General features: G+C 42.1%; 15 protein-coding genes. 11 read left to right on the top strand and 4 right to left on the bottom strand.

The window, feature by feature from the left end; translation table 11 throughout:
- Positions 1-8: 8 nt before the first annotated feature.
- Positions 9-1,082, bottom strand: coding sequence for a phage shock protein operon transcriptional activator (gene pspF, locus AOG27_RS11350; RefSeq protein ID WP_054553138.1), 1,074 nt, complete (start codon positions 1,080-1,082; stop codon positions 9-11).
- Positions 1,083-1,270: 188 nt separating this feature from the next.
- Here pspF and pspA point away from each other — a divergent pair, with 188 nt between their 5' ends.
- The 9 genes from pspA to AOG27_RS11305 all read left to right on the top strand — a co-directional run bounded on the left by pspA (position 1,271) and on the right by AOG27_RS11305 (position 8,512).
- On the top strand, positions 1,271-1,933 hold the full coding sequence (pspA, locus tag AOG27_RS11345) for a phage shock protein PspA (protein ID WP_054553137.1): 663 nt from the start codon (positions 1,271-1,273) through the stop codon (positions 1,931-1,933).
- Between the two features lie 57 nt (positions 1,934-1,990).
- Positions 1,991-2,224: an envelope stress response membrane protein PspB gene (pspB, locus tag AOG27_RS11340; RefSeq protein WP_036969793.1), complete on the top strand. Its 234-nt coding sequence runs from the start codon at positions 1,991-1,993 to the stop codon at positions 2,222-2,224.
- Positions 2,221-2,622, top strand: a complete 402-nt coding sequence (gene pspC / locus AOG27_RS11335; protein ID WP_054553136.1) for an envelope stress response membrane protein PspC — start codon at positions 2,221-2,223, stop codon at positions 2,620-2,622. The genes pspB and pspC overlap by 4 nt, the downstream gene beginning before the upstream one ends.
- Positions 2,623-2,684: 62 nt before the next feature.
- The gene (locus AOG27_RS11330; protein WP_054553135.1) at positions 2,685-4,097 is read left to right on the top strand and encodes a YcjX family protein; all 1,413 of its coding nucleotides are present in this window, start codon (positions 2,685-2,687) and stop codon (positions 4,095-4,097) included.
- Positions 4,094-5,128, top strand: a complete 1,035-nt coding sequence (locus AOG27_RS11325; protein WP_054553134.1) for a TIGR01620 family protein — start codon at positions 4,094-4,096, stop codon at positions 5,126-5,128. The genes AOG27_RS11330 and AOG27_RS11325 overlap by 4 nt, the downstream gene beginning before the upstream one ends.
- A 134-nt stretch (positions 5,129-5,262) precedes the next feature.
- Positions 5,263-6,444: a methionine gamma-lyase gene (gene megL / locus AOG27_RS11320; RefSeq protein WP_054553133.1), complete on the top strand. Its 1,182-nt coding sequence runs from the start codon at positions 5,263-5,265 to the stop codon at positions 6,442-6,444.
- A 226-nt stretch (positions 6,445-6,670) separates the two neighbouring features.
- Entirely contained in the window at positions 6,671-7,468 is a 798-nt protein-coding gene (phhA, locus tag AOG27_RS11315; RefSeq protein ID WP_054553132.1) for a phenylalanine 4-monooxygenase, read from the top strand.
- A 9-nt stretch (positions 7,469-7,477) separates the two neighbouring features.
- Positions 7,478-7,822 carry a 4a-hydroxytetrahydrobiopterin dehydratase gene (locus AOG27_RS11310; RefSeq protein WP_036969771.1) on the top strand — a complete coding sequence of 115 codons (345 nt, stop codon included), beginning with the start codon at positions 7,478-7,480 and terminating at the stop codon, positions 7,820-7,822.
- Between the two features lie 120 nt (positions 7,823-7,942).
- Positions 7,943-8,512 carry a hypothetical protein gene (locus AOG27_RS11305; protein WP_054553131.1) on the top strand — a complete coding sequence of 190 codons (570 nt, stop codon included), beginning with the start codon at positions 7,943-7,945 and terminating at the stop codon, positions 8,510-8,512.
- Between the two features lie 211 nt (positions 8,513-8,723).
- Here the strand turns inward: AOG27_RS11305 and AOG27_RS11295 are convergent, their stop codons facing one another.
- Positions 8,724-8,966, bottom strand: coding sequence for a type II toxin-antitoxin system prevent-host-death family antitoxin (locus AOG27_RS11295; protein WP_054553130.1), 243 nt, complete (start codon positions 8,964-8,966; stop codon positions 8,724-8,726).
- A gap of 147 nt (positions 8,967-9,113) precedes the next feature.
- Here AOG27_RS11295 and AOG27_RS11290 point away from each other — a divergent pair, with 147 nt between their 5' ends.
- Complete coding sequence (locus AOG27_RS11290) at positions 9,114-9,368, top strand: hypothetical protein (RefSeq protein ID WP_054553129.1); 255 nt, start codon at positions 9,114-9,116, stop codon at positions 9,366-9,368.
- A 198-nt stretch (positions 9,369-9,566) separates the two neighbouring features.
- Positions 9,567-9,965: a hypothetical protein gene (locus tag AOG27_RS11285; protein ID WP_152967142.1), complete on the top strand. Its 399-nt coding sequence runs from the start codon at positions 9,567-9,569 to the stop codon at positions 9,963-9,965.
- 124 nt (positions 9,966-10,089) lie between these two features.
- Here AOG27_RS11285 and AOG27_RS11280 read toward each other — a convergent pair whose 3' ends face one another.
- Together AOG27_RS11280 and AOG27_RS11275 are read right to left on the bottom strand one after the other, a co-directional pair.
- Positions 10,090-11,181, bottom strand: coding sequence for an efflux RND transporter periplasmic adaptor subunit (locus AOG27_RS11280; protein WP_419177732.1), 1,092 nt, complete (start codon positions 11,179-11,181; stop codon positions 10,090-10,092).
- Positions 11,178-14,288 (bottom strand): efflux RND transporter permease subunit, encoded by a 3,111-nt coding sequence (locus AOG27_RS11275; protein ID WP_054553127.1) that lies wholly within the window; start codon positions 14,286-14,288, stop codon positions 11,178-11,180. Before AOG27_RS11275 ends, AOG27_RS11280 begins: the two co-directional genes overlap by 4 nt.
- Positions 14,289-14,427: the final 139 nt, after the last annotated feature.

Raw genomic sequence — 14,427 nt, 5'->3', positions numbered from 1 at the left:
GCCTCTAACTATTGCTGCTGATCTAATAAATTGTATTTTTTCAAATAGCCACGTAATTGATGATACGTTAATTCTAAGTGTTCTGCAGTTTTCTTTTGGTTAAATTGGCTATGTTCAAGCGCTTTTTTAATGACATCAATTTCAAAGTCGTTAGATAGCTGCTTTAAATTACAAGGAAATTGAATGTCGGGCTTATTGAGTGTCACAACGTCTTGATTTTGTGTCGTGGCGATAGGCGCAGCTTCGACGTTTGCAACAGGGGCGCTGCTAACGGCAGCTTTAACGCGCTGTTTAGGTCTAAATTTACTCGCAAATGGATCTAAAATAATCTGGTGAACGGGAATATGTTCGTTACCATGACGATAGAGGCTACGTTCAACCACATTCTTTAACTCACGAATATTACCAGGCCACTCATAAGATTGTAGCGTTTCGATGGCGCTACGCGTAAAGCCACTAAATAGATCCCACTCAAGGTCGCGGGCCATGTTAATTGCAAATTGTTCTGCCAGTAACATGATATCTTCTTGGCGTTCACGCAGTGGGGGTAGGGTAATCACATCAAAAGCGAGGCGGTCGAGTAAGTCGCTTCTAAATTCGCCTTGCTCAGCAAGGGTTGGTAAGTCTTCATTAGTCGCACAGACTAAACGGGTATCGACTTTAACGGTTTGCTTACCACCAACGCGTTCAAACTCGCCGTATTCAATAACGCGTAGTAGTTTTTCTTGTACCATCGCCGAGGTGTTGGCTAATTCATCAAGGAATAGCGTACCGCCATTAGCACGCTCAAAGCGGCCTTCGTGGCGTTTACTGGCACCGGTGAATGCGCCACTTTCATGACCAAATAATTCACTTTCGAGCAGGTTTTCGTTAAGCGCTGCACAGTTAAGCTTTATATAGTTTTGGTCCCAACGCTTAGATAAGAAGTGCAAACGGGCAGCAATGAGTTCTTTACCCGTACCGCGCTCACCAATAATAAGGACCGGCTTTTCTAAACTAGCTAGTTGCGAAACTTGATCAAGTACACTTAAAAAACTGTCAGATTGGCCGAGTAAATTATCCTGTTGGCGAAATTGGCTCATATTCCCTAACTCTTAGTCATTTTTACTAAGATCTAGTGTATTTCATTATCTATTAGAACTAAAGAAATTTATAAATTTAGTTTAACTGTTTGAATATATTAAGTTATTCTAAGTTTATAAAAGTTGGCAAGCATATTGATACTAGATATACCAACTGATTAAGTTAAAACACCAAAGAGGTAAATGTTATGGGAATTTTTTCACGTTTTGCAGACATCGTTAATTCTAATATCAATGCCATCTTAGATAAAGCAGAAGACCCAGAAAAAATGGTTCGCCTGATCATCCAAGAGATGGAAGATACATTAGTAGAAGTTCGCTCTACATCAGCGAAAACACTTGCTGAGAAAAAAGAGCTAGTACGTCGCGTTGAAACTTTAAAAGTTCAAGTTGCAGACTGGCAAGAAAAAGCTGAATTAGCACTAAGTAAAGACCGTGATGATTTAGCGCGTGCAGCACTGATTGAAAAGCAAAAGTCAGCAGATGCAGTCGCAGCGGTTGAAACTGAGCTTGAGCATGTAGAGTCTCACATCGAGAAACTACAGCAAGAAGTGAGCACGTTACAAGAGAAGCTAGCTGATGCAAAAGCGCGTCAAAAAGCAATCATCTTACGTCAACGCTCAGCTGAGTCACGTCTTGAAGTTAAAAAAGCACTCGACAGCTCTAAAGTTGAAGACGCTTTAAACCGCTTCGAACGTTACGAAACTAAGATCGATGGTCTAGAATCACAAATAGAGTCTTATGATCTTGGTAAAAAATCATTAGCTGACGAAATTGCTGGTCTTCAGCAAGACGAAAAGATTGATGATGAGCTAGCTGAGCTTAAGAAAAAACTAGCAGATAAAAAATAATAAATGGGGGCATGTCCCCCAATGCTTAAACACATAACGTATTGACAGGAGAGTACCATGTTCGACGCAGAAGTTTTGATGGCACCGATTATTGTTTTTATGGTGGTTGTTGCCCCACTTTGGCTAATTTTACATTACCGTAGTAAAAAACAAGTGAGCCAAGGTTTAAGTGAACACGAGCACCGCCAATTATTAGAGCTTGCACAAAAAGCAGATAAAATGGCAGAGCGTGTTGAAACATTAGAAGCCTTACTTGATCAAGAGGCTCCGCAGTGGAGACGTAAAGTATGAGTATCAAACGCGAACTATATAAAGATCCTGAACGTGGCAAGTTAGGTGGTGTATGTGCAGGTATCAGTGATTACTTTAACATGGAGCTTTGGCTGGTACGTATCTTAGTTGTTTCGGCAGCGTTATTATCAGGTGGTCAATTTATTGTTGTTGCTTACATTGCTGCTTGGTTTATTTTAGATAAAAAACCGACAGAAAAAACAGAGAAAAGCACAGACAGCATTCACCAAGACCCGCTTGAAGTAAAATTTAAAGTATGGCAAAAAGGGGAACCACCTCGCCGTGCATTGCAAGACTTAAAAGATCGTCTTGCTCGAGTTGATGGTCGTTTACAAGAGATGGAACGCTATGTCACATCAACAGAATTTACGGTTAGCCGTGAAATCAACAAACTTTAAAGGATATATACGCACCTTGTTTGCATCGTGATACCCAGCGCAAATAAGGTGCTAGACACTTTATGAGCCAATCATTTGCAAAGAACACCTTTAATTCGTTAAAAAATAAAGCGGAAAAAGCCCTTCACCGTAGTTTAGATCAACACGTGAAGTTAGCCGTTACAGGCTTAAGTGGCAGCGGCAAAACCGCTTTTATTACCGCCTTGGTTAAACATTTAACCAGTCAAGCTGACGAAAAAAACTTACCTTTTTTTGATGTGATGCGCGAAAAGCGTCATATCGCCACAAAAATAGTGCCGCAGCAAGCACTGACAATACCGACATTTGAATACACAAATGCATTATCAGCGTTGTTACCTGTTGAAGGTGAGCCAGCTTGGCCTGCCTCTACCGAGCGTATAAATACCTTACGTTTGGCAATTAAATACCAAAGTAATTCTGGGCTGCGTGGTCATTTTGCGCCGCAATCAACACTCTATTTAGACATTATTGATTACCCTGGTGAATGGCTACTCGATTTGCCAATGCTAGAGCAATCATTTGCTGATTGGTGTGAATCACAATACTCACTCTTGCAGCAAACCGCACGCAACGAAAAAGCGAAGCCATTTTTAACAGCCCTTGCTGAACTTGATTTATCCGCAAGTGTTGATGAAAGCAAACTTGCTGATGTCGCTGCGCTTTATCAACAGTTATTAGTCGGCCTTAAAAAAGACACCAAACTTGCCATGCTGCAACCTGGTCGCATGCTGATGCCAGGTGAGCTTAAAGGAGCGCCGCTACTGCAGTTTTTCCCAGTTGCGAATGTGCCAGACGACATAACCGAAGGGTCGAATTTAGCGCATCTTAAAAAGCGCTATAAAGCCTATGTAAAAGAGGTTGTAAAACCTTTTTACGAGCAGCATTTTCGTCATTTTGACCGACAAATTGTTCTGGTGGATGTGCTCAGCGCCTTGAATGAAGGCAGCGAAACCTTGCATGAGCAAAGCCGTGTTATTAACCAATTGTTGGCGCACTTTAATTATGGTGAAGCAAGCTTCTTTAAACGTTTGTTTAAACCAAACATCGACAAGCTACTGTTTGCGGCCAATAAGTCAGATCATATTAGTGCGCAATATCATAAAGACTTAGCGCTATTGCTTGATTCAATCGTGCATGACCAATCGAATCATTTAAAGTTCGAAGGCGTGCAAATCGAAACCATGGCAATGTCATCTATCTGCGCTACAGAGCCGCGCCAAGTGGCTGAAAAAGGCCAACAGTTAGCTTGTATTTATGGCAAGCCTTTAGGCGAGCAAGAATGGCTAACGTATTTACCACCGCAACCACCGTCACGCCTGCTCAACAAACAAGAGTGGCCAAAACAGGGCTTTGAGTTCTTATCGTTTTCGCCATTGCCATGCCCTGATAAACGGTTAAAGCATATTCGTTTAGATCATGTCATGCAGTACCTGATAGGAGATAAACTAACATGAGTGAGCAACCAAAGGAGATGAACTTTCAGGCAGGTCGCCGTATTTCAAGCTCTGCAAGCAACGAAGCTCCTGCAGAGGAGTTAACAGTTGCTAAAGTGATAGAAAACGCCGAATTTATCGACACTGAAGAAGATCAGCAAGATAGCATTGAGCTTGAGCCTGTGTATAAAAAGTCGAAATGGCAAACCCTAAAAGGAGTGTTTGTTGTTAGCTTTTTAGTTTTAGTGTTACTTGAGTTTGCAATGTCATTGTTTGTGACTTTTCAGCAATCAATTATTTTTGGTTCGGTGTATTTAACGGCTGTTCTCAGTGGTGTGCTACTGATTGCCCGTGTTATTTGGCGCGAGTACCGCATGCTAAGAAGTTTAAAGCGTAATCAATTGCATCGTACCGAGGCCGACCGCTTACTCAATAGCGAGCAAGTAGGAGAAGCACTGCCGTGGCTTGAAAAGCTTAATAAACATCAAACGCTTACAGGGTTTGAAGAGTTTAAGCAACAAATAGCAAGTCACCATACCGATAAAGAAATCATGACCTTATACGCCGATAGCTTATTGGTCAGCCAAGATCAGCAAGCGAAAAAACTGATTAACCGTTTTGCCACTGAGTCTGGCTTATTGGTTGCGCTAAGCCCGTTGGCTTTAGTCGATATGATGGCGGTGCTATGGCGTGGCACTAAGCTCATTGAGCAAATTGGCCGTATTTACGGTATTGGTTTTGGTTATGCAAGCCGTATTAAATTGTATCGCTTATTAGTGAAGCAAGTGTTGTTTGTTGGTAGTGCAGAGTTAGTTTCAGATTTAGCTGCAACGGCACTAAGCGCTGAATTACTGGGAAAATTGTCGGGCCGTGCAGCGCAAGGGCTAAGTGCCGGTATTTTTACCGCGCGTATAGGGTATAAAGCGATGGAGCTTAGTCGCCCATTACCTCGCTTAGAGCATAAGCGCAGCTTGCTAAAAGAAACCGCCAATAGTATTGCCCGTAAAATAGCCTCACGTACGAGCGACAAAGAGACCGAAAATACAAAATGACAACTTTTGTGTACAGTTAATAAAAACAGCTGAGTGATATTTAGCCATCTGAGCATCCGGCATGCTTGTGCATTGTGGGTATCTACGTTTTATTTATGAGTATGAAGTACTGATAATAAAAACGAGAACACACAATGACTAAGCATCACTTACATACACAATGTATTCATGGTCCAGAAAAACCGAATGACCCACATGGCGCACTGAGTGCGCCACTTTATCAAACCTCTACCTTCTCTTTTGCTAATGCAGCCCAAGGTGCAGCCCGATTTGCCGGTGAAGAGCAGGGCTTTATTTATACCCGTTTGGGTAATCCGACAACCCAAGAGCTAGAACAAAAAGTGGCTCAATTAGAAAACTGTGAAGCAGCGGCTGCTACAGCAACGGGTATGGGTGCGGTGTCTGCGTCTGTGCTTAGCTTTTTACAACAAGGTGACCACCTAGTCGCATCAAGCGCGTTATACGGCTGTACTTTTGCATTTTTTGCTCACATGTTGCCGCGCTTTGGTATCGAAGTTACTTTTGTTGATATGACCAACGAGGCTGAAATTCGCGGCGCGGTTAAAGCCAATTCAAAAATGATTTTTGCTGAAACGCCAATTAATCCGACCATGGCGGTGCTTGATCTAAGTTTAATTGCTGATGTTGCCAAGCAGCATCAACTGATAAGCGTTATCGACAATACTTTCTTAACGCCTCTGCTCCAGCAACCTACCTCGTTTGGCATTGATATTGTGGTACATAGCGCAACTAAATACCTAAATGGCCATGGTGATGTGGTGGCAGGACTTGTGTGCGGCACAGAGGAGCATATCAACCTGATAAAAATGACGGTGCTAAAAGATATTGGTGCAACGATTAGTCCTCATGATGCATGGTTAATTAATCGCGGTTTAAAAACCCTTGCTGTACGCATGGAGCGCCACTGTGCAAGTGCCCAAGTAGTTGCTGAATATTTAGAGCAACACCCGTTAGTTAGCCAAGTTTATTACCCTGGGCTTAAATCACATCCGGGTCATCAATTTATTGGTTCACAAATGAAAGCCGCTGGTGGTGTCATAGCCTTTGAAATAAAAGGCAGCCTTGAAGATGGCGAAACATTTATAAATAACACCCAGCTTTGCACGCTTGCTGTGAGTTTAGGGGATGCTGAAACCCTCATTCAACATCCTGCATCGATGACACATTCGCCTTATACACCTGAAGAAAGAGCAGCTGCTGGGATCAGTGATGGCTTAATTCGATTATCAGTTGGTCTTGAGGATGTTAACGATATTATTAACGATCTTAAAACTGCATTTACATTCATCGGTTAGGATGTAATTTTAAATTTACGGTAGTGCTTGCTTTTATCCCTTTAAAAATGTGGTGTGTAAACCTTTAGATCTCTCAGTGTAATTTTAACTTTACGTTAAGGCTGTTTCTGCAAACCTTAGAAACAGCCTTAACTATTAAAATTTCGCTTACTTTTACATAGTATCGGCTTAACAAGTTAATGAGATTCTGATCAATACTGATCAAGATTTAACGAAGAAGGTTATTATGGCTAAAGCAAGTAATTACACCTCCAAGCAACCTGATGAAAATGGGGTTATCCATTGGAGCGAAGAAGAAAATAAAATATGGTCTGAGCTAGTTGCTCGCCAACTCGCTTGCATAGAAGGTAAAGCCTGTGATGAATATTTAGCAGGTCTTAAGAAAATTAATTTACCAACAGATCGTATTCCACAACTTAGTGAACTCAACGAAGTGTTACTCGAAACAACGGGCTGGCAAGTTGCGCCTGTTCCGGCACTGATCGATTTTGATGAGTTCTTTCGATTACTAGCAAACAAGCAGTTCCCAGTTGCGACCTTTATTCGCAGCCGTGAAGAGTTTGACTACTTACAAGAGCCAGATATCTTCCACGAGATTTTTGGTCATTGTGCCATGCTTACCAACCCAGCATTTGCTGAGTTTACACACAAATATGGTCAGTTAGGTTATGCCGCTGAAAAGAAAGATCGTGTTTATTTAGCACGCCTTTACTGGTTTACTGTTGAGTTTGGTTTAATGCAAACCGAACAAGGTCTGCGAATTTATGGTGGTGGTATTTTATCAAGCCCAGGCGAAACACAATACGTGTACTCAGATAAGCCAGAAATCAATGCGATGAACGTGCTTGATGTATTACGTACACCTTATCGTATTGATATTATGCAGCCTGTGTACTACACCATTAACTCAATCAATGACTTATTTGATATTTCACAAATGGATATCATGTCGCTGGTGAGTAAAGCAAAAGAATTAGGGCTACATGAGCCAAAGTTTCCTCCTAAAGAAAAATTAGCAAGTTAAGGATTTATAATGTCTTCATTAAGCACACAAAAGTGTGAAGCGTGTCGTGCGGATGCGCCTAAAGTATCTGATGCTGAATTAGCAGAATTGATCAAAATGATCCCAGACTGGGTTCCTGAAGTGCGCGACGGCATTATGCAATTAGAGCGTGTTTACAAGTTTAAAAACTTCAAGCAAGCACTTGAGTTCACTAATAAAGTGGGCGATATGGCTGAAGAAGAAGGTCACCACCCAGGTCTGTTAACCGAGTGGGGCAAAGTAACCGTTACTTGGTGGAGCCACTCTATCAAAGGGTTACACAAAAATGATTTTATCTGTGCTGCTAAAACAGACGATGTATTCGCTGCACTGTAAATTTTAAGTTCTGCCCAGAACGATAAAAGGCGTAACCTCAGGTTGCGCCTTTTTGCTTTTTTAGAGTCCAAGAATTAACATTGAACTCTTATCTTTGTGAGAACACGAGAAAAGAAAATAATGAAAAACAAAGCGCTTATTCTGCCATTCCTACTCATTTTACTGCCCTTAATTGATAGCTTGTTTATCCCGCAAACATTTGGTATTCAATGGCATAGCCCTAAGCTGATGTATCAAGTAGGCGTAGTACTAATGATTGTAAAGCTCACTATGGTTGCCATTGGGCTTTGGTTATTACTCAAAGCAAAGCGCCTTTATATGGAAGCTAGTAAATCGACCCGTATTGTTAAATTTTCAGTCTTTTTACTCGGCGGCTTACAGGTGGTGATAATGACAGCAATATGCTTTTGGTATTTAGTAGCGGGCACGCAAGCGAAACACTTTATGCTGCAAGACAACATTGCTGTATTTACCGCTGATTATGGCGTATTTGCCCCGGTACATCATGAGTTCTCATTTATATGCTTTGATGCCAACGGTTTTTACCACATGCAACCCATAGCCCAGCTACCTTGGCTCGGAACCTTTACCTTTACTAGCCAAGATTCGCGTTTGATCATTCAACATAAAAACCAAAGTGGCGCGAATACTCAAGAAATTTCATTAAAAGGGTATGGCTGTTTGCAGTGAGAGGTGTTGGCTTTGTGAAAGGTGGTGCAATTATAAGTGGTTTTCAGGAAGCTGAGATTGGTTTAGTACGGCAACAATCATTATAAAACCATCTTCTTTAATAAAATAAGCAGTGTGTTTACCAATAGGAAAGTAAAAACCATTTGGATAAATGTCATTACAGCTACGCCCAATTTCTGGATTTTTTGTAACTTCTCTTTTGCATAATGTTTTATAAAGTATCCAAGAAGTCTTTACCATCAACTACATTACCTTGAGCTAAGTCTCTTGTTGCGTTTTCAAAGCAATGCTTAATATAGTCGACTTTCTTATTTTTTAATTCTTCAAAATCCTTTATAGACATAAACTCTACGGCGTCCTCGTTGTTTTTACTAATTTTAATAGGTTCACGCTGGGCGTTTAAAAGTCGCTCAGCAAAATTACGTTTTGCATCATTTGCTGTTAGTGTATTCATGGCTGACCTCTAAAATAAAGTGATAGGGGAATTCTATTAAAAAGCATTAAATGGTCAAAATAATTAAATCGCACGATTAGTTTGGGTTCTGTAGTTTAATTTGCAAGGCACTGATTATATAAGGCACGCAACATACATAAGAGAATTATGAAATTTATATTAGATGATATAGTAATCGAGCATATTGAAAACTCTGATCCTATTTCAATAAAAGTAGGAAAGGTTGGCTGTAGCCATGGTTATATTGACTTAGAAGTAAATATGCTATCTATCTCTCAAGCAAATGAAGCACTTAAAACAGGTGAAAAGCCAAGAAACTTAAGATTTGGTTCAGCCCTTAAAGGATGTAAGTTTAAATTCAGTAAGCAAGAGACAAAATTTTACACAGGTTCATTGCTATAGTGGTGTTTGCCACTAAGCTTTCGCTGGGAACCTCTTTATTGCTATGAAATAAAAGAGGTTATTAGAATGATTCACTATTTTAAAGCATTATAAGGCGAGTATTTTAAACGCGAATCGTAGCTGTTAACTTAGTTCTGCGTTAGTGTATCTAGTTAATCATTTCTAAATCATGATTGTGACATGATACATGGAGACAAATTGAATAGTTTAAGGATAGTAAAATACACTTTAGTCATGCTGGTTTTAGGTACCGTATTAAGTACTTTTATCACTCTAATAATTGGAAGTGATAACTTAGCTTCACTCTCATTCGGCAAATATTTTACATACCAGTTATTACCATCTTATTTATTGAATGCAGGTATCTATACCGTTCTGGCTAAGCGCAATGTTGTAAAAGCTTGGAATAATGCCCTAAGTGTATATTTACTGAGCTTTATAGTGGGAACAGTAATTGTATCGATACTATTACAAACGTTATTTATCCCACCTTTATGGTTTGTAGAAGTGCCTTTGAGTATAGCCTTTGCGATTGTTGGTACTGTCATCGGAATTAAATTAGGTACTCAGGATAGTAAGGAAGTCGAAGGGCCCTGATCTTGCTTTTTTGCTTCCTAGAAAGTCAAAAACAAGCGCAACTCTTAATAATCATTACTACCCTTTATCATAACTGCCAGCTCTTAAAATATTTAATAGCTGGCAGTCATCTCAAGCCTTGCAGTTATTGCTTTACCTGAACTTCGACTTCTTGCCCAGTTTGTAGTTGCTCGGCGCCGCGTACTGCCACTTTATCGCCCGCATTTAAAGCGATGTTTGAAGTCGGGGTGACTTCAACCAGTTTATCTTTGCCATTACCGACTTTTACGGGAATTTGCAGGGCTTTGTTGTCGTTGTCGATTTTGACGATATGGGTGCCTTTTTTGCGTAAAATCAGCGCATCGCGATTCACCAGTAGTACATCCCCTTTGCTTTTTAGTGGCACAGCTACATCAACCAGTTGGCCAATTGCCCATGTTTGCTCAGCATCATTTGGCAGTAGGGCACGTACTTCTACAGTTTGTGAACGCGGATCGGTTGATGGGATCACCGCTGTTACGGTGGCTGTTGTCATATCTGGGGCTGATAAGTCGCCGGCTTGAATCGGTAACTCTATGCCTTTGTGTAAAAACTTTAAGTATTTAACAGGCACGTACAGTCTTACTTCTAAGTTATTAATATCGAGCAGGGTGACCAGTTCATCAGCACGATTTATTTCGCGACCAGCGCGTTTAAAACGCTCGCTGATCACGCCATCAAATGGGGCGCGCACGGTTGCACGCGAAAGTTGATCGTCTATCACTTTTAATTCAACCTTAGCCAGTGAGATATCAGATAACGCAAGGTCATGCTTATTTTGCATATCATCGACTTGGCTTGCTGCAGCACTGCTGGCTTTGGCGAGTTTTTGTAAACGAGCGAGCTCTTGTTGATATAAGCGTAGGTTTATTTTGGCGCGATTGAGCATTTCTTGTTGGCGTGCTTTTTCAAGTTCAAGCGGTAAGGTATCCATACGAACTAGGGTGTCGCCACTTTTAACCAAAGTACCTGGCTCAACAACATATAATAAACGGCCGCTTACGCCTGCTGTTAGGGTTACATCATCTTTGCCATACAAAGTGCCGCTGACTTCAATTTCGCTTGTCAGCGGGGCTTGTGTGACGGTTTCTACTGTAACAGGTACGACTGCAAAGGCGTTAAATGCGATAAGACTGAATAGCGCACAAAAGCGAGCGGTTAATTTACGAAAAGGTGTGTTCATTGTTTTAATACTCATTGATTCGATACCAAGCTTAAAGGCGTTTTTTCTGGTTGCTGTTTGTTATTAGCGGGCGGCAGTTGTCTGCCAAGTTGCAATAAACTTGGCATTAATATCAGGGTAAATAGGGCACTAATGGCCATGCCGCCGACTATCACAGTGGCAAGGCCACGGTAAATTTCTGATCCTACCCCCGGCATTAGCATCAGTGGCAGCATGCCAAATAAGCTGGTTAAGGTACTTAAGTAAACGGGTCTTGCGCGCAGTAGTACTGCTTGGCGAACGGCGTCTTCTCGGCTGAGCCCTGCTGCCATCGCGACACGGGTTTGGTCAACCAATAAAATGGCATTATTTACCACCAGACCCAGCAAGATAATAAAGCCAATCATGGTCAGTAAGTCGAGTGATTGGAAGGTAAATAAGTTAAGTACGAATAGGGCCAGTACACCGCCTGCAATTGCCAGTGGCATAACCAGTAAAACTAACGCGCTGTCTTTGGCTGACTTAAACAATGCGGTCATTAGCAAGAATAAAATAAACAGAGCCAAGATAAAGTTGATTGTCATTTCTTGCATGGCCGAATTCATCTTTTGTGCGTTACCCGCCAAAATCGCGCCAGAGCTGTCAGGCAAGCTTGCACGAACTTTTGGCATAACTTGCTCTGAGAGAATAGTTTGCGCTTGTTGCAAGCTCATGTCCGCTGGTGGCGTGACAACAATACTTACGGTACGGCGGCCATTAACACGTCTAAGCTGGGTTGGCCCCACGGTGCGCTCAATATTGGCAAGCTCACCTAAAGTTTGAATACCTGATTGCGGGGTTACAATAGGCAGTGCTTTAAGCTCCTCTGGAGTTTGCCACGGTATGCCGCGCAAAATCACGTTCATGCGTTCGTTGCCATCAAAGTATTCATTAACAAATAACCCACCTGTATAGGCTTGCACTGCTTGAGATACATCACGACGAGTTAGCCCTGCTTGGGTTATACGGCGGTCATTGGGTGTGAGCCTAAGTTCTGGCTCTGCCATATCGAGTCGTGGTTGTGGCCTTGCGGTGGCATTCGGCATTGCGTCGGTGACAGCTTGCAGCGCCACATTAGCACCGGCGATTAGCTCGTCCATATTTGGGCCCGTTAAATCGATATTGATATTACGACCATCACCGCCATTAGCAACTTGGATCATCGACCCTCTAAAGAAGAATACTTGGGTGTCGGGTAAATCGATGAAGATTTCTTCTCGGGCAACCTTCATTAGTTCTTCAACACGTTGCGGATCGGCAGAATAAATAAAACCGCCAGCATTTGCGCCAAAAGCATAAAAGTTAAAATCTTTAATCCCCGGCTCTTTTTCACCTGTGTAATAAGGCATTAAACGCTTTTTAATACGCATCAGCAGCTCTTCTTCCATAAACTGCACATTGCCGCCAGGCGGGGTGTTCAAGTTAAAGAAAAAGCCATCGGTTGGTGCGCGCGGCATAAAATCAGTTTTCGGGAGCATGGTCATGGTCGCGACGACTGAGCCACCTAATAAGGCTGTTATCCATACTATTTGTTTAACGCGGGTATTGGTAAGCGCCATGATGAAGTTAGTCAGCTTGTGCCAATATTCACGATAAGGATCCGCTTTTAGCTCTTTGTCTGGCCAAAAATGGTTAGCCAACGGAATAAGTGTAATTGCGCAAATCATAGAGGCAATTACAGCAATGGATAAGGTAAGCGCCAAGTCAGAGAATAACTGCCCCTCAATACCTGCCATAAATAAAATTGGCAAGAAGATAGCAACGCTGGTGGTGGTTGAGGCAAATAAAGCGCCTGTTACTTGAGCTGCACCTTTTAGCGCGGCTTTTTTACTATCAAAGCCTTCGCTTCTGAGCCTTGCGATGTTTTCTTGCACTATGATGGCGGCATCAAGTACTAAGCCAACAGCAAAGGCAAGGCCCGCCAGTGAAATAACATTTAAGCTGCGGTCAAAAATATTCAACGTTAAAAACGCGACTAACAAAGAGACAGGAATGGTCGCTGCAATCACAAACGTGGCCTTTAAGCCCCTAAAGAACAGCCACAAGATTAAACACGACAGCAAAACACCTAGGCCTAAGTTACTTTTAACTAACGACAAGGCGTTACGAATATGCACTGAGGCATCAAAACTTAATTCAATCGATAAGCCATTTTCAGCCAGCGGCCCTTCGTTTAGTTCTTTAATGGCAAGGTTAATGTCGTCGAGTAGGGCAACGGTATTAGCTTCGTTTGCGCGCGAAATACGAATGTAATACGCGGGTTTACCATTTCGACCACTCATTCCTAAACGGTCAGAAAAAGTGCGCTCTACACTTGCAATATCGCCAAGGTAAATAGGTCTATCGCCTGAATAACCAACGCGCATTTGTGCCATGCTTGATAAATCATATTGCCCAGTAAAGCGTACGGTATATTGACGACGGCCAACATTAGCAAGGCCACCAGAGGTATCTCGTGAGCTGGCTAATACGTTACTGATTTGGTCAAGGCTGACGCCAAGTGCGGCGGCTTTGTGGGGGTCAAAGGTGATACGTAACTCTTTTGGTCGCTCACTGGCTAAATCAACGCGGGCAACACCAGGAATACGTGCCAAACGGGGCTCAACAAATTCATCGATTTGTTTTTGGAACTGCGCCATGTCTAAATCAAGGCTGTCGCTATTAAAATCTTTTGGGGTGACCAGTAACGTTGCAGCGGCTTCCCCATTATTACCGCCAGCAAATACCACAGGATCAAAAGCATCTAACGGCAGGGGCGGCGCTTGGTTTAGGCTAGTTAACACATCAAGCATGGCCTGTTGCATGTTTTGCCCAACAGCAAAAGTCAACGTGATCGAGCCATTGCCACGGTTAATGTAAGTATTAACCTCTAAGGCACCCGGGGTGTTTTTTACTGCGTTCTCGAGCGGCTCAATGATCACCGATTCAATCTCTTCAGGTGCTGCTTGGCGCCAGCCAGAGAAAATAGTGATCTGCGGTTGCTCGATATCTGGTGTGAGCTGAATTGGCAGTTTAAAAATACTCAACATGCCAAACAACATAATCAACACCAAGATGACAATAACACTCGCAGGGTTTTTCAGCGAACTACGTGTCAGATTCATTGTATGTGTTCCAAAATCAGTTTGTCTGCATTGTAGTGCGATGTAAAAAAAGTGCCAGTGAGGTAAATGAAATGTATGTCAGAAGTAACGCTGAATAGCCGTAATTAAGCGATAAAGTGTGTATTTGAAATAAGATGTA

The sequence above is a fragment of the Pseudoalteromonas lipolytica genome (genome assembly GCF_001306915.1).
Lineage (GTDB): Bacteria > Pseudomonadota > Gammaproteobacteria > Enterobacterales > Alteromonadaceae > Pseudoalteromonas > Pseudoalteromonas simplex.
Note: the sequence above shows the minus strand (reverse complement) of the source record. Positions and strands in the feature narration are given on the sequence as shown.

Coding starts and splice junctions, on each gene's coding strand:
- pspF (WP_054553138.1), bottom strand. CDS start 1,082: ATGAGCCAATTTCGCCAACAGGATAATTTACTCGGCCAATCTGACAGT.
- pspA (WP_054553137.1), top strand. CDS start 1,271: ATGGGAATTTTTTCACGTTTTGCAGACATCGTTAATTCTAATATCAAT.
- pspB (WP_036969793.1), top strand. CDS start 1,991: ATGTTCGACGCAGAAGTTTTGATGGCACCGATTATTGTTTTTATGGTG.
- pspC (WP_054553136.1), top strand. CDS start 2,221: ATGAGTATCAAACGCGAACTATATAAAGATCCTGAACGTGGCAAGTTA.
- AOG27_RS11330 (WP_054553135.1), top strand. CDS start 2,685: ATGAGCCAATCATTTGCAAAGAACACCTTTAATTCGTTAAAAAATAAA.
- AOG27_RS11325 (WP_054553134.1), top strand. CDS start 4,094: ATGAGTGAGCAACCAAAGGAGATGAACTTTCAGGCAGGTCGCCGTATT.
- megL (WP_054553133.1), top strand. CDS start 5,263: ATGACTAAGCATCACTTACATACACAATGTATTCATGGTCCAGAAAAA.
- phhA (WP_054553132.1), top strand. CDS start 6,671: ATGGCTAAAGCAAGTAATTACACCTCCAAGCAACCTGATGAAAATGGG.
- AOG27_RS11310 (WP_036969771.1), top strand. CDS start 7,478: ATGTCTTCATTAAGCACACAAAAGTGTGAAGCGTGTCGTGCGGATGCG.
- AOG27_RS11305 (WP_054553131.1), top strand. CDS start 7,943: ATGAAAAACAAAGCGCTTATTCTGCCATTCCTACTCATTTTACTGCCC.
- AOG27_RS11295 (WP_054553130.1), bottom strand. CDS start 8,966: ATGAATACACTAACAGCAAATGATGCAAAACGTAATTTTGCTGAGCGA.
- AOG27_RS11290 (WP_054553129.1), top strand. CDS start 9,114: ATGAAATTTATATTAGATGATATAGTAATCGAGCATATTGAAAACTCT.
- AOG27_RS11280 (WP_419177732.1), bottom strand. CDS start 11,181: ATGAGTATTAAAACAATGAACACACCTTTTCGTAAATTAACCGCTCGC.
- AOG27_RS11275 (WP_054553127.1), bottom strand. CDS start 14,288: ATGAATCTGACACGTAGTTCGCTGAAAAACCCTGCGAGTGTTATTGTC.